This window comes from Knoellia sp. 3-2P3 (genome assembly GCF_029223115.1).
Taxonomy (GTDB): domain Bacteria; phylum Actinomycetota; class Actinomycetes; order Actinomycetales; family Dermatophilaceae; genus Pedococcus_A.
Window position 1 is genome coordinate 347,169 of the sequence record NZ_JARGZE010000005.1, and the last position, 24,886, is coordinate 372,054.

Sequence of the window (24,886 nt, forward strand, 5' to 3'; positions counted from 1 at the left end):
ATATGTGACAGGTGCCACTGGTCCCGGTTGTGCCTTTTCTCCAGCGGTTCGGGCGGTGTCCCACATACCGGTCCGTAGGGTTACAGAGGCATTAAGGGGTGTTTCGAGCAGCCTCCATGGCCTCTGCCCACGTGGTAGGTCGGTGGCCGAGCAGGGCCCACAGCCAGGCGTTGCCGCCCACCAGGCCCTCGCGGTCGTAGGTCGAGAACATGGCCAGCAGGTCTCGCCTCGCGTCCTCGGGCAGCCCCGTCCCGGGACCGGCGAGCCAGTCCCCGCGTGGGGTCTGCGCAGCCGTGACCGGCCGCCCCAGCACCTCGCTCGCCTGCGCGGCCATCTCGCGCACGCTCAGCACCTCGGGCCCGGCGAGGTCGTAGGTCTGCCGCTCGTGCCCCGCCTCGGACAGCACCGTCGCCGCCACGGCCGCGACGTCGCCGAGGTCGACGTTGGAGAAGGGGGAGTCGAGGGAGTAGGGGACGCTGATCGAGCCGCTCAGCGCCGCCGGCAGCAGGTTCTGGTGGTATGCCGCGGGGCGCAGCACCGTCCACGGCACCCCCGACGCCCGCACCACGTCCTCCGCCCGCGCCTTGCGCAGGTGGTGCGGCATCGACGCGTCGTCGGGGTGGAGCACCGAGTGGAACACCAGCCGCTGCACGCCCTGCCGGGCGGCCGCGTCGGCGACCAGCCGCGCCATCTCGACTTCGTCCGGGTGCACGTTCGGCGCCAGGTGGTAGACGCCCCACACGCCGTCGAGGGCCCCCTCGACCCCGGCCCCGCTCGCGAGGTCGAGCACGGCGAGCTCACCGGCACCGGCGGCATACACGGCCTGCGCCGAGGAGGGCGAGCGGACGGCGGCGCGCACGCAGAAGCCCCGCGCGGCAAGGGCGCCCGTCACGGCGCGTCCGGTCTTGCCGGACGCGCCCATGACGAGCACCCGCGGCGCGGGGCTCCCGGGGGTCACCAGCTCGTCAGAGCCAGTCGACATCCGCCGCGCTCTTGCCCTCGGCCAGGCGGGCGTAGCCCGGGCCGCGGTCGAAGAAGGGTTCCGCGGGCCGCTCGGCGCGCAGCTGCTCGCGCAGCGCGTCGGAAGCCTCCACGTCGACGACCGGGTCGTCCTTGGTGCCGGTCGCCACGACGCCGTAGTCGCGGCGGGCGCCGTCGAAGGAGACCTTGCCCCAGCGCAGGTCGCGCTCGACCTCGTCGTAGGGACGCTCCAGCGGGTCGCCCCAGCCGCCGCCGCCGGTGGTGCGGATGCGGATGACCTGGCCGGCCTTCACGGGCTCGGCGTCGGCCAGCGCGTCGACCTCGCGCTCGTTCGGGCCACCGAGGTCGATGGTGACCTCGAACGGCCGTCCGGCCTTGCCGCCCTTGACGCCCCAGCAGGCGAGGATCGAGCGGTCGGCGATCGACATGAAGTTGGCGTCCTTGAGCATCCGGATCTGCTTCTCGTAGCCCAGGCCACCGCGGTAGCGCCCGGCGCCGCCCGAGTCGACGGCGAGGCCGAGGCGCTCGACGATGAACGGGAAGCGGGACTCGGTGAACTCGGTCGGCAGGTTCCGCGAGTCCGGCACGACGTGGATGGTGTCCTCGCCGTCGGCGTAGTAGCGGCCGCCCGAGCCGCCGCCGAGCACCTCGCGCATGAGGTAGTCGTTGCCGTCGCGGTCCTTGCCGTAGACCCCGGTGTAGCGGATCGTCTCCTGGTCGGCCGGCATCTTGCCGTCGACCGCCTTGGCCACCACGCCGGCCAGCACGCCGAGCAGGCGCAGGATGACGAAGGTGCGGGCGTTGGTGGGCGCCGGGAAGATCGGCGTCAGCAGGGTGCCCTTCTCCGGGAAGCGCATCTCGATGAGCGGCACGATGCCCTCGTTGACGTCGAGCTCGGCCATCCGCTCCGGGGTGTCGGCCAGGTTGCGCAGGATCGGAGCGAGCCACTTCTTGAGGAAGTTGCCGCCGACGTAGTCGCCGCAGTGGTTGATCGGGCCCTTGGCCTGTGGGGCGGTGCCGGTGAAGTCGATGATGAGGCGCGGGCCCGCCGGACGGCCGTTCTCGGGGTCGGCCGGGGCGTCGCTCACCTTGGTCAGCGTGATCCGCTGCGTGTGCAGCGTCGGCTCGTCGACACCGTCGTGCTCGGCGTAGTCCTCCCAGACGTAGGTGCCGTCGGGGATCTTGGACAGGATCTCGCGGCGGTAGGTCTCCGTCGTCTTGTCGAGGATGCCGTCGAAGGCGGCCTCGACCGTCTCGCGGCCGTAGCGGCCGAACAGCTCCGACAGGCGGCGGGCGCCCATCAGGCAGGCCGAGCACTCGGCGTCGAGGTCGGCGGCGAGGCTGTCGGGCATGCGGGAGTTGCGCGTCATGATGCGCAGCGCGGCCGTGTTGGGCCTGCCGGCCTCCCACAGCTTGATCGGCGGGACGGCCAGGCCCTCCTCGTAGACGCTCTGGGCGCCCGACGGCATCGAGCCGGGGCAGGCGCCGCCGATGTCGTCGTGGTGGCCGAAGGCCTGCACGAACGCGACGACCTCGCCCTCGTGGAACACCGGCACGGTGACGCACAGGTCGGGGAGGTGGCCGATGCCGCCCTCCGACTCGTAGACGTCGTTGTGGAAGAAGACGTCGCCCTCCTGCATCTCCTCGAGCGGGAAGTCCCGCACGATCGGGTGCACGAGCGCCGAGTAGGAGCGGCCGGTGAGCTTGCGCAGCTGGCGGTCGTGGATGCCGGCGCGGAAGTCGTGCGCGTCGCGGATCATGGGCGAGCGGCTGGTGCGCGCGATGGCGGTCTCGACCTCCATCTCCACGCTCGCCAGGGTGCCCTCGACGATCTCGATGATGATCGGGTCGACGGTGGTGCCCTCGGCGGTGAGCCGGTTGCCGTGCTCGTATGCCGTGGGCAGGCCTGCGGGGTTCACCGGCTTCGCCGCGACGATCGCGGCGAGGTCGGCGCCCTGGGTCTGGGCAGCCGCGGCGGTCTGGGCTGTCTGCGTCATGGCGCTCAGGCCTCCTTGGTGATGACGAGGTTGCCGATCGCGTCGACGCGAACGGTGAAGCCGGGGTGGACGGGCACGGTCGAGCCGAACTCCTCGACGATGGCCGGGCCGCTGAGGGTGTCGCCGGCGCGCAGGTCGGGGCGCCAGTAGACGTCGGTCTCGACGTAGCCGACCTCGGCGTCGAAGCAGACCGGGCGGGTGGACTTGCGGGCGCGCTCGGCGACGCCGGCCTCGCCCTCGTTGGTGCCGACCTCGCGCAGCTCCGGTCGGGTGATCGGGCCGACGCCGGTGACCCGCAGGTTGACCCACTCGACCTGCTGGTGCGGGTCACCCTTGAAGTCGTACCCGTACAGCGCGCGGTGCTCGGCGTGGAACGCGTCGGCGACCTTCTCGGCATACGCTGCGTCGACGGTGCCCTCCGGCGCCGTCACACGCACCTCGAACGCCTGGCCGAAGTAGCGCAGGTCGACGGTGCGCGTGAAGCGGTGCTGGTCGCGCGGGAAGCCCTCTGCGTCAAGGGCCTTCGCGGCCTTGTCGGTGAGCTCGTCGAAGGTCTTCTGCACCGCGGCGTAGTCGAGGCTGTGGTGCTTGGCGACGGCGGTCTGCACGTAGTCGTTCTTGACGTCGACCGTGAGCAGGCCGAACGCCGAGACGTTGCCCGGGTTCTGCGGCACGACCACGCCCGCGAGGTCGAGGATGTCGACCAGGCGGCAGGCCAGCAGCGAGCCGGAGCCGCCGAAGGTGGCCAGCATGAAGTCGCGCACGTCGAGGCCGCGCTTGACGCTGACCTGGCGCAGGGCGTTGGCCTGGTTCCACGCCGAGATCTCGAGGATGCCGGTGGCGCACCGGTCGGGGTCGATGCCGAGCCTGGCCGCGATGGCGTCGATGCCGGTCTTGGCCGCCTCGGTGTCGAGCGGGATCTCACCGCCGAGCAGGTGCGGGGGGATCCGGCCGAGCACGACGTGCGCGTCGGTGATGGTCGGCTCGGTGCCGCCCTTGGCGTAGCAGAGCGGGCCGGGGTCGGCGCCCGCGGACTGCGGTCCGACCTTGAGGGTGCCCTCGGGGGAGATCCACGCGATGGAGCCACCGCCCGCGCCCACGGTGACGACGTCGATCATCGGGATCTTGCTCGGGTAGGCGCCGACCGTGCCCTCGGTGGTCAGGGTCGGCTCGCCGCCGAGGACCACGCTGACGTCGGTCGAGGTGCCGCCGCCGTCGCAGGTGAGCACCTTGTCGAAGCCGGCCTTCCTGGCGATGAGGCCGGCGCCGAGCGCACCGGCCGCGGGGCCGGACAGCACCGTGGTGATGGGCTGGTGCACGACCTCGTCGGCGGAGAGCACGCCACCGTTGGACTTCATGATGTAGAAGGGAATCGACTCGCGGCCGCCCTCGTGGGCTCCGGTGAAGTCGTCGAGACGCGTGTGGATGTTGGTGACGTAGCGCGAGACGTTCGGCTTCACCGCGGCGTCGACCAGGGTGGTCATCGAGCGCTCGTACTCGCGGTACTCGCGCAGCACCTCGGAGGAGATGGAGACGACGGCGTCCGGGTGCTCGCGGCGCAGGATCTCGCGCATCCGCAGCTCGTGCTCGTCGTTGGCGTAGGAGTGCAGCAGGCAGACGCCGATCGTCGTGATGCCGCGGTCCTTGAACCAGCGGGCGGCGGCGACGGCCTGCTCCTCGTCGAACGGGCGGATCTCGTTGCCCTCGAAGTCGAGGCGGCCACCGACGGTCTTGACGTAGTCGGCGGGGACGATGCGCGGGGGCTTGACCCAGAAGTAGGAGTTGCCGTAGCCGTCCGGCACGGCCTGTCGGGCGATCTCGAGCATGAACTCGTAGCCCTCGCTCGTGATGAAGCCGAGCTGCTCGACCTTGCCCTCGAGCAGCTTGTTGGTCGCGACGGTGGTGCCGTGGCACACGGCGGTGACGTCGGCGCCGGTGGCCCCGAGCATGTCGAGCACCTTGTGCACGCCGTTGATGAAGCCGTCGGCCGGGTTGCTCGGGGTGGAGGGGGTCTTGGTGGTGAGCAGCTCGCCGGAGTCCTCGTCGAAGGCGACGACGTCGGTGAACGTGCCACCGGTGTCGATGCCGATCCGGATGCGGCGTGGCTGCGTCGGCGCTGCGGACATTCGCGCTCCTGAAGTCTGGGTGGTTCGCGGGGTTATCGCTGGCGACGATTCAACCGGCGCAGCGCGCCCGTTTCGTTGGCACAACCTGCCAACGGATCCCCGGTATGCCGCAACACCTCACCACCCGGCCCTGCCGGACGCGGGTCGGCGCATGGGTCAGCGCAGGGTCGGCGCAGGGGTCAGCCGCCGGCGAGGCGGGCGCGGTGCTCGTGGGGGATCAGCGGCGTCTGCGCCCGGGCCTTGATCTGCTGCACGGCCCACGTGTTGCCGTCGGGGTCGGCGAATCCGAAGAAGGTGCCGCCGTCGCGCTCGTCGAACACGGTGACCGCGCTGCACTCCACCCCGCGCCCGAGCAGCTCCCCACGGGCGGCTGCCGCGTCGGCCACGACCAGCTGCAGGCCCCGCATCGAGCCGGGCGCCATCTCCTGCTGGGACGGCAGGGTGCCGACGACGATGGAGCACCCGGAACCGGGTGGCGTCAGCTGGGCGAAGTCCATGTGGTCGGTGGTCGTGCGGTGGTCGAGCGCGAAGCCGACCTTGTCGCGGTAGAACGCGATCGCGCTGTCGATGTCACTGACGGGGAGAACGACGACCTCGAGTGTCCAGTCCATGCCCGCCACCATCTCGCACTTCTGGCCACCGACTCGGCGTCTCCGCGCGATTTCCGCGCCGGTATGCCGTGCCAGTGGCCAGACGTGGGGGAGATCTGGGTCGTCAGTGCTCGAAGGGGGACTCCGCCGGGCGCTCGAGGTCCTCGCGGTGCTTCCTGATGAGGTCGAGGTTGCGGTCGCGCAGGTGGTCGAAACCCTGCTTGATGTTCGAGCCGGGCGTCAGCGACTTCAGGCCCTCGGCCGGGTCGAGCCGCGCGGAGACCCAGCCCTCGTGGCTGGCCGCCTTGGCCACGATGTGGCCGATCGGGGTCACGATGTGGCTGTTGCCGAAGTAGAGCACGCCGGCCGAGTCGATGCCGGTGGCGTTGGCGCCGACGACGAACACGTGGTTGTCGTAGGCGCGGGCCCGGGAGGTCAGCTCCCAGACGTCGGCGCTGCGCAGCAGGGCGGACGGGCGCAGGATGACCTCCGCGCCCTGCACCGCCTGGATGCGCGAGAGCTCGGGGTAGTCGCCGTCGAAGCAGATGATCATGCCGATCCGGCCGAGGTCGGTGTCGCACACCGCGACCGTGTCGCCCGGGGTGACCCAGCCGCCGTGCTGCACGTGCTCGCTGAAGAACGGGTGGGTCTTGCGGTAGACGCCGAGCACCTCACCGCTGGGAGCGATGAGCACCGAGCTGTTGTAGACCACGCCCCGCTCGGGTCCGCGCTCGTAGGTGCCGACGCAGATGTGGACGCCCAGCTCGCGGGCGACGTCCTGGATCGGCTCGATGACCGGTCCGGGCAGCTCGGAGACGAGGTCCCACAGCTCCTCCACGGAGCAGTCGGGGGTGAAGCCGGTGGTCGCAGACTCCGGCAGCACCACGAGCTCGGCGCCGGTGTCGGCCACGGCCCGGCGCGTGAAGTCGACGCACTTGTCGAGGTTCTTGCGCACGACCTCGGCCGAGAGCGCCCCGGCCACCGGCGCGATCTGGACGGCCGCCGCGGTGAACGCGCGCATCAGCGACGCCGCCCCAGCACGGCGCCGACGACCACGCCGGCGAGGGCGATGAGCGCGCCGAGACCGACGCCGAGGGCGAACCGCTGGTCGGCACCAGCCACGGCAGCAGGCCCACCGGCATACACGGGGGCGCCGGCCGGGACGGCGCCGGGCGCAGCCCCGATGGCAGGCACCGCGGGGGCGCCGGGCAGGGCGGGGGCGGCCTTGCGGACCCCGGCGATGTCCTGGTCGACCGCGGTGAAGAACTGCCCGGCCATCTTCTTGCTGACGCCCGCGAGCATGCGCTGGCCGACGCCGCCGATGGCGCCGCCGACGGCCGCGTCGGCGTCGTAGGTCAGGTTCGTGCCGCCGTTGCCGTCCGGTGACAGGCGGACCTTCACGTCGGCGTCGACGGTGCCGGGGGCGCCGGAGCCCTTGGCCTTGAGCGTGAACGCCTCCGGGTGCTGCTGCTCGGTCAGGTGCACCTGGCCGTCGTAGGTGCCCTTGATGGCGGCCACGCCGGCGGTGATGCTCATCGCGTACTGGTGGGGCCCGATCTCGGTCAGGGTGTTGCAGCCGGGGAGGCAGCGCGCCAGCGACTCGGGGTCGTGGAAGGCCTCCCACACCCTCTCGGGCGGGGCGGCGAGCGAGGCGGTGCCGGAGATCTTCATCGGGTGGGCTCCTGGGTGTTCGACGGGGCAGGTGCAGGGTGGGGATGCCGGAGCGAGGGGATGTCACCGGCCTCGTGGCGCTGGCGGAGCTCCCACAGCTCGACGGGGGAGATGGGCATGGAGGTGATGGGGAAGCCCTCGGCGTCCTCGATCGCCGACGCGATCACGGCCGAGACCGGGATGCAGCCGGCCTCGCCGGCGCCCTTGATGCCCAACGGGTTCAGCGGCGACGGCGTCTCGAGGTGGTCGGCCTCGACGTGCGGGACCTCCGAGGCGTAGGGCATGAGGAAGTCCATGAACGAGGCGTTGAGCAGCTGGCCCGACTCGTCGTAGGCCATCCGCTCGTAGAGCGCCCCGCCCACGCCCTGCGCGACTCCGCCGTGCACCTGGCCCTCGACGATCATGGGGTTGATCATCGTGCCGCAGTCGTGGATGACGCAGTAGCGCAGGATCGTGATCTCGGCGGTGACGGGGTCGGTCTCGACGATGGCCGCGTGCATGCCGTTGGCGAAGGTCGCCTGGGTGGGGGAGTAGAAGTCGCGGCCCTCGAGACCGGGCTCCTCGTCGTCGGCCACCGGCGGCTTGTCGGGGTCGAACGTGCCGGCGAACTGGGTGGCAGCCTTCGCCGCGTCGTCGAACGCGTAGCGCAGCGGGTTCGACAGCACCGCAACGGTGCCCAGTGGCATCGACGTCGTCGGGGCGCCCTTGACCTGCACGACGCCGTCGACGATCTCGAGGTCCTCCTCGTCGACCTCGAGGGCGTCGGCCGCGATGCGCAGGGCCTTGGCCTTGACGTTGCGGGTGGCGAGCGCGATCGCGTTGCCGCTCATCACCGCAGCGCGCGAGGCGAACGTGCCGACGGCATACCCCATCTTGCGGGTGTCACCGGTGGTGACGTGCACGTCCTCGAGGCGCACCCCGAGCTCCTGGGCCACGATCTGCGCGAACGCGGTCTGGTGGCCCTGGCCCTGCGTGGTCAGGCCCGTGGCGACGTTCACGCGCCCGGAGGTCTCGATGACGATGTGCCCGCCCTCGTAGGGACCGACGCCGGTGCCCTCGACGTAGCAGCCGATGCCGAGACCGACCTTGCGGCCCTCGGCCTCCGCCTCGGCGCGGTAGGCCTCGAAGTCGTCCCAGCCGACCAGCTTCTTCAGCTTGTCGAGCGAGGCGGGGAAGTCGCCGCTGTCGTACTTCAGCGGCCGGCCGTCCTGGAAGAGCAGCCCGTGGTCGTAGGGCATCTCCTCGGGGAGGATGAAGTTGCGCGAGCGCACCTCTGCGCGGTCGATGCCGAGGTAGTCGGCGATGGCGTCCATGGTGCGCTCCATCGCGAAGACGCCCTGCGGACGGCCGGCGCCGCGGTACGGCGTCACGAGAACGGTGTTGGTGTAGAGCGACCAGAACTCGCAGCGGTAGGCGCCCGGCTTGTAGGGGCCGAGCAGCTGGGTCGAGGTGATGATCGGCACGATGATGCCGTAGGGCGTGTAGGCGCCGTTGTCGTGCCAGAACTTCACGTCGAGGCCGTGCACCCGGCCCTCGTCGTCGAACCCGACCGTGACCGTCTGCAGCTGGCCGCGCTCGTGGGCGGAGGAGATGAAGTGCTCGCGGCGGTCCTCGGCCCACTTCACCTCGCGCTTGAGCAGGCGGGCGGCCCAGGGGACGAGCACCTCCTCCGGCCACGGGTGCATGATCTTCACGCCGAACCCGCCGCCCACGTCGGGCGCGATGCACTCGACCTTGGCCAGGGGCAGCTCGAACTTGGCGGCCACGGCGGCCCGCACCCCGGTGGTGGTCTGGGTCGAGCTGTAGATGCGCAGCTCGCCGTCCTCGTCGTTCCATCGCGCGTAGACGCCCTTGCCCTCCATGGGCATGCAGGCGCTGCGCTCGATGGACAGGTCGAGGGTCAGGGTGTGCTTCGCCTTCGCCAGGGCGGCCTCGACGTCACCGTTCTGCTGCACCATGTGCGCCGCGACGTTGCCCGGCGCGTCCTCGTGCACGAGGTGCTCGCCGTCGCGGGCGTTCTCGATGCCGACGACGACCGGCAGCATCTCGTAGTCGACCCGGATGCGCTGGCAGGCGTCCTCGGCGGCGTAGCGGTCGCTGGCAACCACCATCACGATGGGCTCGCCGACGTGGTTGACCTCGTCCCTGGCGAGGGCGTAACCGGTGCGGCCGTGGGTCAGCGTCGGGTGGGGGATCAGCAGCGGCAGCGGCTCGGCGACCTTGCCGGGCAGGTCCTCCCACGTGTAGATCGCGACGACGCCCTCGACGTCGACGGCATCGGTGACGTCGATGTCGGTGATCCGGGCGTGGGCGTGCGGGCTGCGCACGAACGCGGCGGCGAGGGCGTGCTGGCCGAGGTCGTCGAGGTAGCGGCCGCCGCCGGTGACGAGCCGCGGGTCCTCCTTGCGCCTGATGGGGGCGCCGAACATCTGGGTGGTCATGCGCCCTCCCCGGCGCTCTCCTCGAGCCGCTCCGTGCGGATCTCAGCCGCGCGCAGGACGGACTTGACGATGTTCTGGTAGCCGGTGCAGCGGCACAGGTTGCCCGAGATCGCCTCACGCGCCTCCTCCTGCGAGGGGCTGGGGTTCTCCTCGAGGTAGGCGGTGACGGTGGTGAGGAAGCCCGGGGTGCAGAAGCCGCACTGCAGGCCGTGGCACTCGGCGAACGCCTGCTGGGCCGGGTTCATCCGCTCACCGGTGGCGCACGGACGGGCGTCCGGGGCGTCGCACAGGCCCTCGACGGTGGTGATGCGGTGGTCCTGGGCGGTGACCGCGAACATCAGGCACGAGCGCATCGGCTTGCCGTCGACGAGCACGGTGCAGGCGCCGCACACGCCGTGCTCGCAGCCGACGTGGGTGCCGGTGAGCTGCAGGTCGTGGCGCAGAAAGTCCGACAGCAGCCGGCGCGCAGGCACCGACGCGGTGCGCGGCAGGCCGTTGACGTTCACGGTCACGTCGTGGACCTGCTCGGTCGTCATGTCGGTCATCGGTCGCTCGACCCCTTCGTCGTCGCTGCGTTCTCGGCCGCCTGGCGCAGGACCCGACGGGCGAGCTCGCCCGCCAGCATGCGCCGGTAGTCGGCGGTGGCGTGGATGTCGGCCTCGGGCTCCACGTGGGCCCGCACGGACTCGGCCGCGGCCGCCCAGTCGGCGGTGCCCGGCTCGCTGCCACCGACCACGTCGGTGAGGTCGAGCACCGACGGCACGTCGGTCACCGAGACGAACGAGGAGCGGGCGCGGGTGATGACGCCGTCACGCACGGTCACGGCGACCGCGACCCCGGCCATGGCGTAGTCGCCGTGGCGCCGGGCCGACTCCGCGAAGGCCGTGGCCGTGCCGGGGGCGAAGCGGGGAAAGCGGACGGCGACCGCCAGCTCGTCCTCGGCCAACGACGTCTCGAGGGGCCCCTGGAAGAAGTCCACCGCGGCGATCTCGCGGGCGCCCTGCGGCCCGGTCGCCTCCACGACGCCGCCGGTGAGGGCGAGGATGGCCGGCATCTCGCCGGCGGCGTCGGCGTGGGCGATGGAGCCCACCGTGGTCCCGCGGTTGCGGATGGCGGGGTGGGCGACGTTGACGAGCGCCTGGCGCAGGAGCGGCAGCGCGGCATACGCACCCTCGTGGTGCTCGAGCTCGGCGTGCCGCACCAGGGCACCCACGCGGACCGCGTCGTCGCCGACCTCCACCTGGTCGATGCCGGCCACCCGGTTGATGTCGACGAGGTGGGCCGGGGAGGCCAGGCGCATGTTGAGGACCGGGATCAGGCTCTGGCCGCCGGCGAGGATCTTGCCGTCGTGGCCGACCTGCGCGAGGACGCTGACGGCCTCCTCGACGGAGCGGGGTGCGTGGTGCACGAAGGGTGCGGGCTTCACCGGACTGATCCTGCCTGTTTTGTGCTGGGGGAACTAGGTGTTCTGCTGCGTTGTGCGGCGCTGGCTTTGGCAACTCTTGCCGAGTGTCCCCGGCGGTATGCCGCAGGCCCCCGATCGCGGCGGATCGGGGGCCTGCGGTACGTGCCGGCCCGGTGGGTTCCCGGGCGCTGGTCGGGTCAGTGCTTGCGCAGGTCGGGCCCGCCGGGCTTGTCCTGGTACAGGTCGTCGATGCCGTCCTGGTCGCCGTAGCCCGCCTCGCGGGTCAGCAGCATCGTCGTCGGGGCGTCGGCCCGCAGGCGCAGGTCCTCCGGCGCCAGCGAGCGGGCCAGGTGGTAGGCGCCGACGGCCACGATCGTGCCGAGCGCGATGCCGCCGAGGGTGAAGTCCTCGGTGAACTTCAGCTTCACGTCACCGATGCCGATGACGATGCCCGCGGCGACCGGCACGAGGTTGATCGGGTTGCCGAAGTCGACGCCGTTCTCCTTCCAGATCTTGGCGCCGAGCAGGCCGATCATGCCGTAGAGCACCACGGTGATGCCGCCGAGGACACCGCCCGGGGTGGCGGCGACGAGGGCCCCGAACTTCGGCGAGAGCCCGAAGAGGATCGCCACGATCGCCGCGACGTAGTAGGCGGCCGTCGAGTAGACGCGGGTGGCGGCCATGACGCCGATGTTCTCGGCGTACGTCGTGGTGGGGGAGCCACCGACCGAGCTGGCGAGCATGGTGCCCACACCGTCGGCGGCGATGGCGCGGCCCATCACCGGGTCGAGGTCGTGGCCGGTCATCTCGGCGACGGCCTTGACGTGGCCGGTGTTCTCGGCGATGAGGGCGATCACGGCGGGAAGCACGAGAAGGATCGCGGCCACCGTGAAGGACGGGGCGTGGATGCCGACGATCTCCTTGCCGTCGGGGCCGGTCGTCGTGCCGGGCGGGAAGCCGAACCAGGCAGCCTCACCGACGGCGTCGAGGTTGACGCGCCAGTGGGTGGTGACCTCGCCGGCGGCGGCGTCGAAGGAGGTGATCTTGCCGAAGACCTGGTCGAAGACCCACGACAGCACGAAGCCGAAGATGAGGGCCAGGAACACCGCGATGCGGCCGATGAAGCCCTTGAAGGCCACGGCGCACACGATGGTGAACGTCATGACCAGCAGCGCGATCCACTGGTCCTGCGGCCAGTAGATGTTGGCCACCACGGGCGCGAGGTTGAAGCCGATGAGCATGACCACGGCACCGGTGACGACCGGCGGCAGCACCTTGTGGAGCACGGTCGAGCCCATGAAGTGGATCAGCACGCCCACGAGGGCGAGCACGGCGCCGGCCACGAGGATGGCGCCGGTCACCTGGGACGAGTCACCGCCTTGGGCGCGGATCGCGGCGACACCACCGACGAAGGCGGCCGAGGTGCCGAGGTAGCTGGGCACCTTGCCCTGCACGATCAGCAGGAAGGCGATCGTCGCGACACCGCTCATCATGATCGCGAGCTGGGCGTTGAGGCCCATGATCAGGGGGAAGACGAAGGTCGCGCCGAACATGGCGACGACGTGCTGGGCGCCGAGGCCCACGGTCTTGCCCCAGGAGAGGCGCTCGTCGGGGGCGACGACGTCGTCGGGGCCCATCGTGTGACCGTCCCCGTGCAGTTTCCAACCCAAGCCCAAGGCCATGCCTTCTCCTTCACTGCGGCCCGTCATCCGATATGACGTGGCTCACGCCCCAACGGGGGTTAGGCGAAAACTAGCGCCACACAGGGGGATTCGTTTCGGCAATAGTTGATACCGCGAGGGGCGTGTCGTTCGTCAGTTCTCGCTTTGTCACGCGCCCATAACGAGAAAGCCTCAGATACCTCGCATTTGGTGCACTTTGAGGGCGAGAGCCAAGGTCAGGCGCAGCTGCGGGTCGGTGGTGAACGGGCCCAGCATCTTCTCGAGCTTCACGATGCGGTAGCGCAGCGTGTTGTAGTGGAAGAAGAGCAGCCGGGCGGTCTCGGCGACGTTCATGTTCGTGTCGATGAGGATGCTCAGCGTCTGGCGGAGGTCGGCGTACTCGGGGGAGTCGTCGGTGGCCAGCTCGCCGAGCGACTCCTCCACGAACCGGCGCAGGTGCCTGCTGTCGGGGATCAGCGCGAGCAGGCGGAAGATGCCCAGGCCGTCGAAGTGGGTCAGGGCGCCGTCGCCGTGCATCTGCCGGCCGACCGTCACCGCGTTGAGCGCCTCGTCGTAGGCCTGGGGCAGCTGCGCCACCGAGTCGATCGGGCGTGAGACGCCGGTCGAGAAGGTGCGTCGCCCGCCACCGCCGTCGCCCCGGACGACGCGGGCGACCTCGGACACCGCGCGCATGATGCGGTCGGTGTCGGAGGGGTCGCTCACCGGGAGCAGCGTGACCACCTCCTGGCTGAAGCCCATCACCGGGCACTGCGGGTCCCGCACGGCGACCGCGTGGGTCCAGGCCCGGGCGAACCGGTGCTGCAGCGACCTGACCTCCTCGGCCGACCGGGTGGTGTGCGCGTCGTCCTCGTCGGTCTCGGCGACGACGACCACCATGGGCCGGTCGATGTCCCAGCCGAGCGACCGGGCGTGCGCGATGGCCTCGTCGGTGGTGCCGGCCCTCCCGGCCAGGGCGTCGCGCAGGAACTCCGCGCGGTACTTGCTCTCCACCGCCGAGACGGCCTGCTCCTTGGTGATGGCCAGGGCGGCGACGGTGGCGGCGCGCTCGAGCACCCGGACGTCGTCACCGGTGAGCATGCGGTGGCTGCAGAAGGCGACGAGCAGGCCGTGGTCGAGTGAGCCGGCGACGATGCGCACGGCGGCCCGGTGTGCCTCGGGGCCGTGCAGCGGGCGGATGCCGACGGGCTCGTTCTCGGTGATGAGGCGCCCGGTGCGGTCGAAGCAGTCGAGGGCGAGGGCGTGCTCGAGCTCGCCGTTGGGGCCGGCGCTGGCCAGCACCCGTCCGTCGGTGGTCGTCACCATCGCCGCTCCGTCGAAGAAGCCCACGAGCTGCTCGCAGAGGTCCTCGAGCGACCCGCCGGCGAGGACGATCTGGACCAGGACCCGGTGCACCTCCTCGAGCCGGTCGAGCACCGAGGTCTGGTGGTCGAGCATGGCGCCGAGCGCCTCGGTGTTGAGCTGCTCGCCGGCGTCGGGCTCGGGCACGACCAGCAGCGCCAGACCGGCGTCCGCCGCGGCGGACCTCCACGGCGCCCCTGTCTCCGGGGTGGTACCCGTGACCGCCAGGGCGGCCACCCCGGCCCGGGCGAGGCGCTCGAGCACGTCGGGTTGGCGGGCCAGGGCGGCGTCCGCCGCGTCGGACCGGGCGATCACCAGGTGGTGGCGCAGGGAGGCGCCCGTCTCGAGCAGGTCCAGGGCCTGGGTGAGGGTGGAGGTGCGCACCACCGGTGCCTGGAGCTGGCCGGCCGAGGCCTGCACCACGGCATGGCGTGCCGAGGGCAGCTCGGTGACCACGCGCAGCGGGACGCCCGAGACCGTCGGCTCGCCCGAGGGGGATGTCAAGTCGCCGTCAATGCGGGGCTGATCGTTGGCAACTTTCACCATGAAGGAAGGGTAACCGGGCTCGATAGCGTCGCCTGCACCGGTCGGGCGCCCAGCCTGTGCTGGGCGCCCGACCGCCCGACCACCCCAGACCCGGAGGGAAGCCAGGTTGGCCCACGCAGGCGTCCCCGCCCGATGGCCCGCCGCAGTGTCGCCCCTGCTGGCGGAGGCGGTGCAGGCCGCGCCCCGGCCCGCCCGGGTGCTGGCCGCCTTCCCGACGGCGCTCTACCTCCACCTCGACAGCCTGGCCGACGAGCCGCGCCGCCCGGCCGCGGAGCCGCGGGTCCGGCAGGTGCTGCCGGTGCTCACCCGTGACGCCCTGCGGCTGCCCACCGGCCTGCGCCTTGGGGAGCCGGCGGCCTCGGTCGCTTGGGGCGTCGAGCAGGGCGCCGACGTCGTGGTCGGCGCCGGGCGGGTCCGCCTGCCGGGTGCCGACGTGGTAGCGGTGCGCACCTGGCGCCCCACCCGGGTGCCCAACCCGGCGTCGCCGGTGCAGCAGGCCGCCCTGGCTTCGGGGCTCGACGCGCTCGAGGCGACGACCGGTGGGGTCGTCCTGAGGGACCTCGCCCGAGACCTCACCGTCGCCGCCCTTGCGGCGGCAGACCCCTCCCTGCCGACCAGCCCGGCCGGCGCGCGGGTGAGGCAGCTCGTCTCGTCGCTCGTGGGCGCCGGAGACGGTCTCACCCCCTCTGGTGACGACGCCCTGTGCGGGGTCGTGCTCGCCCTGCGCGCGGCGGGAGCTCCCGCCGAGGCGCGCTCGGCGCTGGCCGCCGAGGTCGACCGGGCCCTGCCCGCCACCACCAGCCTGTCGGGGTCCCTCCTCCACGCCGCGCTGGAGGGGTATGCCGTGCCCGAGGTCGTCGCGCTCGTCGGGGCCCTCGGCCGAGGTGACCTCGGCACCGTCGCCCGCGTGCTCCCCGGTGTGCTCGCCATCGGCCACAGCTCGGGCGCCGACCTGCTCGCCGGCGCCGCCGGTGCCCTCGAGGCGCTGGCCGGGGCGGTCCCCGGCCCCACCGACCTGTCCCTGTCCGACAGCACCCCGACCACCTCACACCCCCAACCGGAAGGAGCCCGCCGTGTCTGACCACGTCGAGCTGCGCCGCGGCGCCTACTACGACTCCGTGAGCCTCATGCAGGTCTCGCGCACGGTGGCGTCGGCGCCCGGTGTCGAGGCCGCGCAGGTGGCCATGGCCACCGACCTCAACACCGACGTCATCCGCAGCATGGGCTTCGAGGTCCCGGCCGATACCGCGGCCAACGACCTCATCGTGGCGATCCGCGGCGACGAGGCGGGCATCGAGGCAGGCAAGGCCTCCCTCGAGGCGGCGCTCGCCGAGCTCAAGAGCGCCGGGGCCCACTCCGGCGGGTTCGGCGAGGCCCCGCCCCGGCGCACCCTCGGCGGCGCCATCGAGTCCTCCGAGGCGAACCTGGCGCTGGTCTCGGTGCCCGGCCAGCACGCCGCCGTCGAGGCGTTCGACGCCATCAACCGCGGCGTCTCGGTGATGGTGTTCTCCGACAACGTCCCCGTGGAGGACGAGATCCGCCTCAAGGACGCAGCCGCAGCCGCGGACGTGCTCGTCATGGGGCCCGACTGCGGCACCGCGGTCGTCGGTGGCGTGGCCCTCGGCTTCGCCAACGCCGTGCGCCCGGGGGCGGTCGGCATCGTCGCCGCGTCGGGCACCGGGGCCCAGCAGGTCATGTGCCTGCTCGACGCCGCTGGTGTCGGCATGAGCCACTGCCTCGGGGTGGGTGGCCGCGACCTGTCGTCGCAGGTGCAGGGACGCTCCACCCGCCAGGCCCTCGCGGCGCTCGCCGCCGACGAGGCGACCACCTCGGTCATCGTCGTCTCCAAGCCCCCGGCCGCCGAGGTGCTCGCCGAGATGCACGCGTATGCCGCGGGGCTGGGCGTGCCGGTCCACTGGGCCACGCTCGGGGCCGGCCGCCCCGACCTCACCGCAGCGGTCGAGGAGGCCCTGCGCGCCGACGGCCACGCGGTGCCCGAGTGGCCGTCGTGGGCCACCGAGCAGCAGCCCGCCCCCAGCGGCGCGCTCCGCGGGCTGTTCTGCGGCGGCACCCTCGCCGACGAGGCGATGCTCATCGCGAGCGAGCAGCTCGGCGGCATACGGTCCAACATCCCGCTCTCGCCCGAGCTGGCCCTCGGCGCCGACCTGCGCGACGACTCCCACGTGGTCATCGACTTCGGCGACGACGGCATGACCCAGGGCCGGGCGCACCCGATGATCGACCCGTCGCTGCGGCTCGAGCGCATCGCGTCGGAGGCCAAGGACCCGACGTGTGGGGTGCTGCTGCTCGACCTGGTGCTGGGCTACGGCGCCCACCAGGACCCGGCCGACGAGCTTGCCGACGCGATCCGGTCCGCGCGGAGCGCTGCGCAGGAGTCCGGTCGCGAGCTGCCGGTCGTCGTGTCGCTGACCGGCGTCGAGAACGACCCCCAGGGCCTGCAGCGCTGCGCCACCACGCTGCAGCAGGCCGGGGCTTCGGTGTTCCTCTCGAACGCCGCGGCCACGCGCCACGCCCTCTCGCTGCTGCCCGCCGGCCAGAAGGCCGTCGACTCGACCGCCCAGGAGAACTGACATGACCACGAGCCCGCTGCACGGCCTGTTGTCCGCCGACGTCTCGGTCGCCACGGCCGGCGTCTCCCTGTTCGCCGACGCCCTGCGCGCCCAGGCCGTGCCCGTCACCGAGGCGGCCTGGCAGCCCCCGCTCGACGGCACGGCCGCCGACCTGTCCGTCGTGCTGGCCGACCCGCGCCGCGAGCCCGCCAACGCCGAGGCGCTGCGCCGCATGACGGCGGCTGGTGCCGACCTCGTCGACGTCCGCCCCGCCCACGAGGCGCTCGGCCTCGAGAAGGGCACCTTCCTGCACGCCGGACCGCCCATCACCTGGGACCGGGCCTCTGGACCGCTCAAGGGCGCCCTCATCGGCGCGATGCTCTTCGAGGGCCTCGCCGACACCGTCGAGGAGGCGCAGGCCAGGCTCGCCAAGGGCGACGGCATCACCCTCGAGCCGTGCCACCACCGCGACGCCGTCGGCCCGATGGCCGGTGTCATCTCCCCGTCGATGTGGGTCTACGAGCTGCGCGACGAGGTGCACGACGGCACCTCGTGGTGCTCCCTGAACGAGGGCCTGGGCAAGGTGCTGCGCTACGGCGCCTACGGCACCGAGGTCATCGACCGCCTGCACTGGATGAACTCCGTGCTCGGTCCGCTGCTCCAGCAGGCCGTGCGCAAGGCCGGGCCCATCGACGTCAAGGCGATCATCGCCCAGATGCTCCAGATGGGCGACGAGGGCCACAACCGCAACCGGGCCGGAAGCCTCATGCTGCTGCGCGAGCTGCTCCCCGCCCTCATCACCGCCGAGGGCTCCTCCGACGACATCGCCGAGGCGGTGCGGTTCTCCGGGGCCAACGAGCACTTCTTCCTCAACCTCGGCATGCCGGCCTGCAAGCTGTCGACCATGGCCGCCCACGGAATCCCCGGCTCCTCGGTCGTGACCACGATGGCCCGCAACGGCACCGACTTCGGCATCCGGGTCTCCGGCACCGGCGACGAGTGGTTCACCGGTCCGGCGAACACCCCGGAGGGCCTGTTCCTCGGCTCCTACGGCCCCGAGGACGCGAACCCCGACATCGGCGACTCGGCGATCACGGAGACCGCGGGCATCGGCGGCTTCGCCATGGCCGCGGCCCCGGCGATCGTGCGCTTCGTCGGCGGCGACGTGCCGTTCGCGCTCCGGGCGACGCAGACGATGTACGAGATCACGGTCGGCGAGCACACGGCATACCAGGTGCCCATCCTCGAGTTCCGGGGCACGCCGACCGGCATCGACGTCTCGGCGGTCGCCCGCACGGGCATCCTGCCGCAGATCAACACGGGGATGGCCGGTCGCGTGGCCGGAACCGGGCAGGTGGGTGCCGGTCTGGTCACGCCGCCGGAGCAGTGCTTCACCGGGGCGCTGCGGGCGCTCGCCGCGCGCGCCTAGGGCTCGCGCCCGGCCACGGGTCAGCCCGGACGGGGGGCGACGTCGACGTCGTCCCCCGTCGCGAGGTCGGCGCACTCCACCAGCTCGTGCGGGTGGGCCGCGAGGTACGCGCGGGCGCCCTGGTCGCCGGCGGCGGACGCGAGCACGCCCGCCCAGTGGTCGCGGCCCAGCACCACGGGGTGGCCCGGCACCCCCTCGTATGCCGCGCGGCCCAGGGCCGTGGGCGCGGTGCCGACGACCGCGAGCACCCGGCTCACGACCTCGGGGCCGACGTCGGGGGTGTCGACCAGGCCGACCACCGCGCAGTCCGTGCCGGAGCCCTCGAGTGCACGCAGGCCGGTCGCAAGCGAGGGCCCCATCCCCTCTGCCCAGTCGTCGGCGACCACCGCGGCGGCCCAGGGCAGCCCTTCCACCAGCGCCGCCACGGACTCGGCCGCCGCGCCCGTGACGACGACGACCCGCGCGCACCCGCCCTCGTGCAGGGCGCGCGCCGCGCGCCTCACCCACGGCTCGCCGCCCTCGGAGCGGACCAGGGCCTTGGGGCCGCCCATCCGGCGGCCGGCCCCGGCAGCCAGCAGCAGTCCGGTCGCGCCACGCATGGCGCCAGCGAACCACATCGTCGGTGCCGCCGAGGGCGGGCCGGGGTCGCGTGGCAGGATACGGAGGCGTGACGGCGCGCATCCTCGACGGCAAGGCGGTCCTGGCGACCATCAAGGACGAGCTGAAGGCGCGGGTGGCGGCGCTGGCAGAGCGGGGCATCGTGCCCGGTCTCGGCACCGTCCTGGTGGGCGACGACCCGGGCAGCCACTGGTACGTCGGCGCCAAGCACCGCGACTGCGCCGAGATCGGCGTGACGAGCATGCGCCGCGACCTGCCGGCGGGGTCCTCGCTCGAGGAGGTGCTCGAGGTCGTGGCCGAGCTGAACGCCGACCCCGCCTGCACCGGCTTCCTCGTCCAGCAGCCGACCGGGCTCGACGAGTTCGCGATCCTCTCCGCGGTCGACCCGTCCAAGGACGTCGACGGCCTGCACCCGACGAACCTCGGCTGGCTCGTGCTGGGCAAGGCGGCTCCGCTGCCGTGCACCCCGATGGGCATCATCGAGCTGCTGCGCCGCCACGAGGTGCCGATCGCCGGCGCGAAGGTCGCGGTCGTCGGTCGCGGCATCACGGTGGGGCGCCCGCTGGGCCTGATGCTGACCCGCCGCAGCGAGAACGCCACCGTCGTGCTCTGCCACACCGGCACGCGCGACCTCGCCGCAGAGGTGCGCTCGGCCGACATCGTCGTTGCCGCGGCGGGTGTGCCGAACCTCGTCACCGCCGAGATGGTCAAGCCCGGCGCCGCCGTGCTCGACGTCGGCGTCAGCCGCGTCGTCGCCGAGGACGGAACCTCCAAGGTGGCCGGCGACGTCGACCCCGGGGTGGCCGAGGTCGCCGGCTGGGTGAGCCCGAACCCGGGGGGCGTGGGGCCGATGACGCGCGCCATGCTCCTGACCAACGTGGTCGAGGCGGCCGAGCGCGCCGCATCCGGGGCCTGAGCCCCCGGTGACCGCACCCAAGCTGGGGTGGTGGTGGGTCGCCACCCCCGTGCTCCTGGCCGGCCTCGCCCTCTTCGCGCTCGACCGGGTGCGCCTCGCGGGCTTCGTGCTGGCTGCCGGCCTGGGCCTGGCCGCGCTGCTGCGGCTGGTGCTGCCCGCCTCGAGGAGCGGCGGCCTGGCCGTGAGGTCACGGGCGGTCGACGTGCTCACCATGGCCGGGCTCGGGGTCGCGCTCGCGGTCATCACCGCCGTGCTCGACCTCACCCCCCAGACCTGAGGCTCGGCTCAACCCGCGCCGCGCTCGTCCACCAGGGCCGCCAGGCCGTCGAGCACCCGGGCCAGGCCGAACGTCCAGGCGTGCTCGGGGTTGTGGGCAGACCCCTGCGCCGCGCCCGCCGCGCTCCCGACGCGCGCCGCTCGCGGGTAGGCGGCGGGGTCGAGCACCCGGGCCAGCAGCGGGGCGTTGGCCTCCCACCACGCCGTGTCGTCCATCGCCGACTCCACCTGCGCCCGCCGGGTGGCCTCAGCGGCCCTCGCGTGGTTCTGCACGAAGCCGAGCACGAAGGCCAGTGCCGCGTCGGTCTCGACGTCGCCGAGGCCGGTGCCGTCGAACGCCGCCAGCTCGTGCTCGTACTTCGCCATCACGCCCGGCCCGAGGGGCGGGCGGCTCGAGGCGGCCACCTCGGCGACCCAGGGGTGCTGCTCGAACAGCGCCCGGTTGGCCTCGGCCACGGCGGTGACCCGGCGTCGCCACGACCGGCTGCGCCGACGCGGGCGGTCCATCCTGAGGTAGACGGCGTCGACCATGAGGTCGAGCAGCTCGGCGCGGCCCGGCACGTAGGTGTAGAGCGACATCGGGGCCACGCCGACCTGCTCGGCGACGGCCCGCACGGTGACGGCGTCCAGCCCGCGCTCGTCGGCGAGGGCCAGGGCTGCCTCGACCACGTCGTCGACGCTGCGTGACGGCCGGGGCCCCCGACGCCGCGGGGCGGGCGCGTCGTCGCCGGAGTGGCGCCACAGCAGGGCCAGGGTGCGGTCCGGGTCACCGGCGCCGGTGCGGTCGGCGGGCATGGGAATGATCCTGCCAGAGACGACGTTGTATGCCGTACGTCGTACGAAGTACGGCGAGCCCGCCTGTCCGCCACCCACCCGGGAGACCCGCATGCACATCACCGAGTCCGCCTTGTCGCTCAACGTCGCCGACGTCGAGGCCTCCGCCCGCTGGGCCGAGCAGCACCTCGGCTTCAGCCTCCAGATGGAGGCCGACGGCTTCGCCTCCCTGCGGCACCCGGAGGCGGGTTTCAACCTCATCTTCCTGCGCACCGGCCTCGAGACGTTCAAGCCCGCCTCGGTCGCGGGTCCAGCGGACGGCCTGCTCGTCGTCTTCGTGGTCGACGACGTCGACGCCGAGCTCGCCCGGCTGCAGGCGGAGGGGGCCACGGTCGTCACGCCACCGGAGACCGAGCCCTGGGGCGAGCGCTACGCCCAGGTGGCCGACCCGAACGGCGTCGTCTACCAGCTCGTGCAGTGGGTGCACGAGCCCCCGCAGGGCTGAGCGCGGGAGCCGGCCACTCGGCATACCCGCCCGCACACGACGAAGCGGCCCGCCCCTGTGGGGGACGGGCCGCTGTCGTGTGGAGGAGTCGACGTCAGCCGATGAGGCCGAGGCCGCGCACGGCGTCGCGCTCCTCCTCGAGCTCCTTGACGGAGGCGTCGATCTTCGAGCGGGAGAAGTCGTTCACCTCGAGGCCCTGGATGATTTCCCAGCGGCCGTCCTTGACGGTGACGGGGAACGAGGAGATGAGGCCCTCGGGCACGCCGTAGGAGCCGTCGGAGCAGACCGACATCGAGACCCAGTTGCCCTCGGCGGTGCCCAGGGCCCAGTCGCGGGCGTGGTCGATGGTGGCGCTGGCCGCCGAGGCAGCCGAGGACGCGCCGCGAGCCTCGATGATGGCCGCGCCGCGCTTGGCGACGGTGGGGATGAAGGTGTTCTCCAGCCACTCCTGGTCGTCCACCGTCTCGGCGGCGTTCTTGCCCGAGACCTTGGCGTTGAACAGGTCGGGGTACTGCGTCGCCGAGTGGTTGCCCCAGATCGTCATGTTGGTGATCTCGGTGACCGGCACGCCCAGCTTGGCCGACAGCTGCGAGATGGCGCGGTTGTGGTCGAGGCGGGTCAGGGCCGAGAAGCGCTCGCGCGGGATGTCGGGCGCGTTGCTCATCGCGATGAGGGCGTTGGTGTTGGCCGGGTTTCCGGTCACCGTGACCCGGATGTCGTCGGCCGCGACCTCGTTCAGGGCCTTGCCCTGCGGGGCGAAGATGCCGCCGTTGGCCTCGAGCAGGTCGCCGCGCTCCATGCCCGGGCCGCGCGGGCGGGCGCCGACGAGCAGGGCGTGGTTGACGCCGTTGAAGATGGTGTTGGGGTCGTCGCCGATCTCCACCCCGGCCAGCGTCGGGAAGGCGCAGTCGTCGAGCTCCATGACGACGCCCTCGAGGGCCTTGAGGGCGGGGGTGATCTCGAGGAGGCGCAGCTCGACGGGGGTCTCCGGGCCGAACAGCGCACCGCTGGCGATCCGGAAGAGGAGGCTGTAGCCGATCTGGCCGGCCGCGCCGGTGACGGCGACCTTGACGGGGGTTGTGCTCACGGTTGGCCCTTCACATCGCTGGGTTGGGAGGGTCCTTCACGGACCATCGCGACGTTAGCAGGGTCCCGCGCAGGGCTCCTTCGGTGGCTAGGCTCCGGCCCATGCCGATCCCCGAGTACGTCCGGTACCTGCGCAGCCACGTGGGCAACGAGCTGCTCCTGCTGCCCGGCGTCAGCGGTGCGGTGCTGAACGAGCGGGGAGAGGTGCTGCTGCACCAGCGCTCCGACAACGGTCAGTGGGCGCTCGTCAGCGGCATCCTGGAACCGGGGGAGCAGCCCGCAGAGGCGCTCGTGCGCGAGGTCGAGGAGGAGACCGCCGTCGGGGTCGAGGTCGTCGGGCTCACCAGTGTGTGGGTCACCCCGCAGGTGACGCACCCCAACGGCGACCGGGCGCAGTACGTCAACCTCTGCTTCCTGTGTCGCGCCGTCTCCGGTCAGGCGCGGGTGGCGGACGACGAGTCGACCGCGGTGGGCTGGTTCGCGCCGAACGACCTGCCCGCCGGCATGGCCGAGTCGTCGCGGCGCAAGCTCGAGCTCGCGCTCGCCTTCGACGGCGCGGCCTGGTTCGAGGCGGCGGGACGTCCGGACCGGTCCGCCGGGCCCGAGCCGCTCGTGGTCCTCGATGGTGTGGGTCCGGAGCCGGTGGCGGTGCGCCGTGCCCGCCGCGACGACGTGCCGGCCATCGTGGCCATGCTCGCCGACGACGCGCTCGGCGAGTCCCGCGAGCATCCCGGCGACCTCTCGCCCTACCTCGCCGCCTTCGAACGCATCGACGCCGACCCGGCGCACCTGCTCGTCGTCGCCGACGCCGCGGGCGAGGTCGTCGGCACCCTCCAGCTGACCGTCCTGCCGGGCCTGTCGAGGGGCGGCGCGCTCCGCGCCCAGGTCGAGGCCGTCCGGGTGGCCGACTCCCAACGGGGGCAGGGGCTCGGCCAGGCGCTCCTGCTCTGGGCGGTCGAGGAGGCCCGGGCCCGCGGCTGCACCCTCGTGCAGCTCACCACCGACAAGCAGCGCACCGACGCCCACCGCTTCTACGAGCGGCTCGGGTTCGTCGCCTCGCACGAGGGCCTGAAGCTGCACCTGGAGACGGCATGAGCAGGCTCGAGGGCGACCTCGTCGCGCTGGGGGAGCGCTTCGTCGCCGAGGCGAGCCCACGGTTCAAGGACTTCCGCGTCGACTTCGAGAAGATCAGCAACGCGGCGTCCCGGACCATGCGCGTCGAGGAGGAGGACCTCGACCTGGCAAAGGCGATGTGCTTCGACACCGACTGGGCCCTGCGGCTGCCGCTCCAGCGGCGGTATGCCGCCGAGGGCGCTTGGGAGCCACTGCTGCAGTACCACCTCACCAGGACCAAGCGGTACTGGAGCAGCACCTCGCCGTTCCCCGACGAACCGGCCCAGGCCGTGCTCGATCTGTTCGCCGAGCACGGCCGCGCCGACCTCGGGCTCACCCACGTGCGCACCCACGTCGAGGTGATGCTCAAGCGGCTCCGCAGGGACCTGTCGAAGCGCAACCCGCGCGGCCCCGGTAAGCAGTACGACGAGGCGACCCGCCGGATCCTCTCGGCCATGGATGCCGCCGTCGCGGCACACATCCCGGAGGGCAAGCGCGACCTGCTGCGCGACCTCGAGGCCGTGGAGCCCTACGTCATGGCCCACGGCAGCAAGGACGACCACGCCTGGTTCGCGGAGGTCCGCCGCGAGGTCTGGATGGAGCGGCGCGCCTGATGGCCCCGTCCGGCGCGCCGCACCCCTCGCTGTCGTGTCAGTGGCGTCGAGCCCGCCGGTCGAGGTTCCCGGCCTGCGCTCCGAGCCCGCCGGCAAGGGCGTCACCGTGACCACCGTCGCGGCCGGCCCCGCCCACTTGGGGGACCTAGGACTCTGGCAGCACGAGCCGAGCCCGCCGAAGCGTGGAGGTGACTCCAGGAGGTGGTGA

At 72.5% G+C, this 24,886-nt stretch carries 22 protein-coding genes and 1 pseudogene; 9 read left to right on the forward strand and 14 right to left on the reverse strand.

Annotation, left to right across the window (positions count from 1 at the left end):
- Positions 1-91: 91 nt before the first annotated feature.
- The 11 genes from P0Y31_RS16165 to P0Y31_RS16215 form a co-directional block, all read right to left on the reverse strand.
- A complete protein-coding gene (locus P0Y31_RS16165) occupies positions 92-982 on the reverse strand; it encodes an NmrA family NAD(P)-binding protein (RefSeq protein ID WP_275871228.1) in 891 nt (296 codons plus the stop codon).
- Positions 966-2,978: a hydantoinase B/oxoprolinase family protein gene (locus P0Y31_RS16170; protein WP_275871231.1), complete on the reverse strand. Its 2,013-nt coding sequence runs from the start codon at positions 2,976-2,978 to the stop codon at positions 966-968. Before P0Y31_RS16170 ends, P0Y31_RS16165 begins: the two co-directional genes overlap by 17 nt.
- 5 nt (positions 2,979-2,983) lie before the next feature.
- The gene (locus P0Y31_RS16175) at positions 2,984-5,104 is read right to left on the reverse strand and encodes a hydantoinase/oxoprolinase family protein (protein ID WP_275871233.1); all 2,121 of its coding nucleotides are present in this window, start codon (positions 5,102-5,104) and stop codon (positions 2,984-2,986) included.
- 179 nt (positions 5,105-5,283) lie between these two features.
- A complete protein-coding gene (locus P0Y31_RS16180) occupies positions 5,284-5,715 on the reverse strand; it encodes a VOC family protein (RefSeq protein ID WP_275871236.1) in 432 nt (143 codons plus the stop codon).
- A 103-nt stretch (positions 5,716-5,818) separates the two neighbouring features.
- Positions 5,819-6,715, reverse strand: coding sequence for a carbon-nitrogen hydrolase family protein (locus P0Y31_RS16185; RefSeq protein ID WP_275871239.1), 897 nt, complete (start codon positions 6,713-6,715; stop codon positions 5,819-5,821).
- A complete protein-coding gene (locus P0Y31_RS16190) occupies positions 6,715-7,365 on the reverse strand; it encodes a carbon monoxide dehydrogenase subunit G (RefSeq protein ID WP_275871242.1) in 651 nt (216 codons plus the stop codon). Before P0Y31_RS16190 ends, P0Y31_RS16185 begins: the two co-directional genes overlap by 1 nt.
- The gene (gene cutA / locus P0Y31_RS16195) at positions 7,362-9,806 is read right to left on the reverse strand and encodes an aerobic carbon-monoxide dehydrogenase large subunit (RefSeq protein ID WP_275871245.1); all 2,445 of its coding nucleotides are present in this window, start codon (positions 9,804-9,806) and stop codon (positions 7,362-7,364) included. The genes P0Y31_RS16190 and cutA overlap by 4 nt, the downstream gene beginning before the upstream one ends.
- Positions 9,803-10,351, reverse strand: coding sequence for a (2Fe-2S)-binding protein (locus P0Y31_RS16200; protein WP_275871247.1), 549 nt, complete (start codon positions 10,349-10,351; stop codon positions 9,803-9,805). Before P0Y31_RS16200 ends, cutA begins: the two co-directional genes overlap by 4 nt.
- The gene (locus tag P0Y31_RS16205; protein ID WP_275871250.1) at positions 10,348-11,232 is read right to left on the reverse strand and encodes an FAD binding domain-containing protein; all 885 of its coding nucleotides are present in this window, start codon (positions 11,230-11,232) and stop codon (positions 10,348-10,350) included. Before P0Y31_RS16205 ends, P0Y31_RS16200 begins: the two co-directional genes overlap by 4 nt.
- A gap of 176 nt (positions 11,233-11,408) precedes the next feature.
- Entirely contained in the window at positions 11,409-12,848 is a 1,440-nt protein-coding gene (locus P0Y31_RS16210) for a solute carrier family 23 protein (RefSeq protein WP_275871252.1), read from the reverse strand.
- 216 nt (positions 12,849-13,064) lie between these two features.
- Positions 13,065-14,735, reverse strand: a complete 1,671-nt coding sequence (locus tag P0Y31_RS16215; protein ID WP_275871254.1) for a helix-turn-helix domain-containing protein — start codon at positions 14,733-14,735, stop codon at positions 13,065-13,067.
- A 187-nt stretch (positions 14,736-14,922) separates the two neighbouring features.
- On the opposite strand from P0Y31_RS16215, the gene P0Y31_RS16220 reads away from it, so the two are divergent.
- Genes P0Y31_RS16220 through P0Y31_RS16230 form a run of 3 tightly spaced genes read left to right on the forward strand, consistent with a single transcriptional unit; the run spans position 14,923 to position 18,776 of the window.
- Positions 14,923-15,858: a DUF2877 domain-containing protein gene (locus P0Y31_RS16220; RefSeq protein WP_275871257.1), complete on the forward strand. Its 936-nt coding sequence runs from the start codon at positions 14,923-14,925 to the stop codon at positions 15,856-15,858.
- Complete coding sequence (locus P0Y31_RS16225) at positions 15,851-17,368, forward strand: FdrA family protein (RefSeq protein ID WP_275871260.1); 1,518 nt, start codon at positions 15,851-15,853, stop codon at positions 17,366-17,368. Before P0Y31_RS16220 ends, P0Y31_RS16225 begins: the two co-directional genes overlap by 8 nt.
- A 1-nt stretch (position 17,369) precedes the next feature.
- Positions 17,370-18,776, forward strand: a complete 1,407-nt coding sequence (locus tag P0Y31_RS16230; protein WP_275871263.1) for a DUF1116 domain-containing protein — start codon at positions 17,370-17,372, stop codon at positions 18,774-18,776.
- 20 nt (positions 18,777-18,796) lie between these two features.
- Here the strand turns inward: P0Y31_RS16230 and P0Y31_RS16235 are convergent, their stop codons facing one another.
- Positions 18,797-19,375 (reverse strand): nucleotidyltransferase family protein, encoded by a 579-nt coding sequence (locus tag P0Y31_RS16235; RefSeq protein WP_275871265.1) that lies wholly within the window; start codon positions 19,373-19,375, stop codon positions 18,797-18,799.
- 68 nt (positions 19,376-19,443) lie between these two features.
- On the opposite strand from P0Y31_RS16235, the gene P0Y31_RS16240 reads away from it, so the two are divergent.
- Positions 19,444-20,310 (forward strand): bifunctional methylenetetrahydrofolate dehydrogenase/methenyltetrahydrofolate cyclohydrolase, encoded by an 867-nt coding sequence (locus P0Y31_RS16240; protein ID WP_275871267.1) that lies wholly within the window; start codon positions 19,444-19,446, stop codon positions 20,308-20,310.
- Between the two features lie 7 nt (positions 20,311-20,317).
- A complete protein-coding gene (locus tag P0Y31_RS16245; RefSeq protein ID WP_275810219.1) occupies positions 20,318-20,587 on the forward strand; it encodes a DUF3017 domain-containing protein in 270 nt (89 codons plus the stop codon).
- 8 nt (positions 20,588-20,595) lie between these two features.
- On the opposite strand, the gene P0Y31_RS16250 is transcribed toward P0Y31_RS16245, so the two are convergent.
- A complete protein-coding gene (locus P0Y31_RS16250; protein WP_275871269.1) occupies positions 20,596-21,381 on the reverse strand; it encodes a TetR/AcrR family transcriptional regulator in 786 nt (261 codons plus the stop codon).
- 91 nt (positions 21,382-21,472) lie between these two features.
- On the opposite strand from P0Y31_RS16250, the gene P0Y31_RS16255 reads away from it, so the two are divergent.
- Positions 21,473-21,865, forward strand: a complete 393-nt coding sequence (locus tag P0Y31_RS16255; protein ID WP_275871271.1) for a VOC family protein — start codon at positions 21,473-21,475, stop codon at positions 21,863-21,865.
- 94 nt (positions 21,866-21,959) lie between these two features.
- Here P0Y31_RS16255 and P0Y31_RS16260 read toward each other — a convergent pair whose 3' ends face one another.
- Positions 21,960-22,952, reverse strand: a complete 993-nt coding sequence (locus P0Y31_RS16260; RefSeq protein ID WP_275871274.1) for a malate dehydrogenase — start codon at positions 22,950-22,952, stop codon at positions 21,960-21,962.
- Positions 22,953-23,053: 101 nt separating this feature from the next.
- Between P0Y31_RS16260 and P0Y31_RS16265 the strand changes: the two are divergent.
- The 3 genes and pseudogenes from P0Y31_RS16265 to P0Y31_RS16275 form a co-directional block, all read left to right on the forward strand.
- Positions 23,054-23,464 (forward strand): annotated as a pseudogene (locus P0Y31_RS16265) (NUDIX domain-containing protein); the annotation flags it as partial.
- A gap of 177 nt (positions 23,465-23,641) precedes the next feature.
- A complete protein-coding gene (locus tag P0Y31_RS16270; protein ID WP_275871305.1) occupies positions 23,642-24,046 on the forward strand; it encodes a GNAT family N-acetyltransferase in 405 nt (134 codons plus the stop codon).
- Positions 24,043-24,678, forward strand: a complete 636-nt coding sequence (locus P0Y31_RS16275; protein ID WP_275871276.1) for a hypothetical protein — start codon at positions 24,043-24,045, stop codon at positions 24,676-24,678. The genes P0Y31_RS16270 and P0Y31_RS16275 overlap by 4 nt, the downstream gene beginning before the upstream one ends.
- Positions 24,679-24,886 lie beyond the last annotated feature (208 nt).

Bases quoted from the DNA above. Each gene is read 5' to 3' on its own strand.
- P0Y31_RS16170 (WP_275871231.1), bottom strand. From the start codon at position 2,978: ATGACGCAGACAGCCCAGACCGCCGCGGCTGCCCAGACCCAGGGCGCC.
- P0Y31_RS16270 (WP_275871305.1), top strand. From the start codon at position 23,642: ATGCTCGCCGACGACGCGCTCGGCGAGTCCCGCGAGCATCCCGGCGAC.
- P0Y31_RS16185 (WP_275871239.1), bottom strand. From the start codon at position 6,715: ATGCGCGCGTTCACCGCGGCGGCCGTCCAGATCGCGCCGGTGGCCGGG.
- P0Y31_RS16200 (WP_275871247.1), bottom strand. From the start codon at position 10,351: ATGACCGACATGACGACCGAGCAGGTCCACGACGTGACCGTGAACGTC.
- P0Y31_RS16235 (WP_275871265.1), bottom strand. From the start codon at position 19,375: ATGCGTGGCGCGACCGGACTGCTGCTGGCTGCCGGGGCCGGCCGCCGG.
- P0Y31_RS16175 (WP_275871233.1), bottom strand. From the start codon at position 5,104: ATGTCCGCAGCGCCGACGCAGCCACGCCGCATCCGGATCGGCATCGAC.
- P0Y31_RS16165 (WP_275871228.1), bottom strand. From the start codon at position 982: ATGTCGACTGGCTCTGACGAGCTGGTGACCCCCGGGAGCCCCGCGCCG.
- P0Y31_RS16250 (WP_275871269.1), bottom strand. From the start codon at position 21,381: ATGCCCGCCGACCGCACCGGCGCCGGTGACCCGGACCGCACCCTGGCC.
- P0Y31_RS16210 (WP_275871252.1), bottom strand. From the start codon at position 12,848: ATGGGCCCCGACGACGTCGTCGCCCCCGACGAGCGCCTCTCCTGGGGC.
- P0Y31_RS16275 (WP_275871276.1), top strand. From the start codon at position 24,043: ATGAGCAGGCTCGAGGGCGACCTCGTCGCGCTGGGGGAGCGCTTCGTC.
- P0Y31_RS16255 (WP_275871271.1), top strand. From the start codon at position 21,473: ATGCACATCACCGAGTCCGCCTTGTCGCTCAACGTCGCCGACGTCGAG.
- P0Y31_RS16190 (WP_275871242.1), bottom strand. From the start codon at position 7,365: ATGAAGATCTCCGGCACCGCCTCGCTCGCCGCCCCGCCCGAGAGGGTG.
- P0Y31_RS16180 (WP_275871236.1), bottom strand. From the start codon at position 5,715: ATGGACTGGACACTCGAGGTCGTCGTTCTCCCCGTCAGTGACATCGAC.
- P0Y31_RS16230 (WP_275871263.1), top strand. From the start codon at position 17,370: ATGACCACGAGCCCGCTGCACGGCCTGTTGTCCGCCGACGTCTCGGTC.
- cutA (WP_275871245.1), bottom strand. From the start codon at position 9,806: ATGACCACCCAGATGTTCGGCGCCCCCATCAGGCGCAAGGAGGACCCG.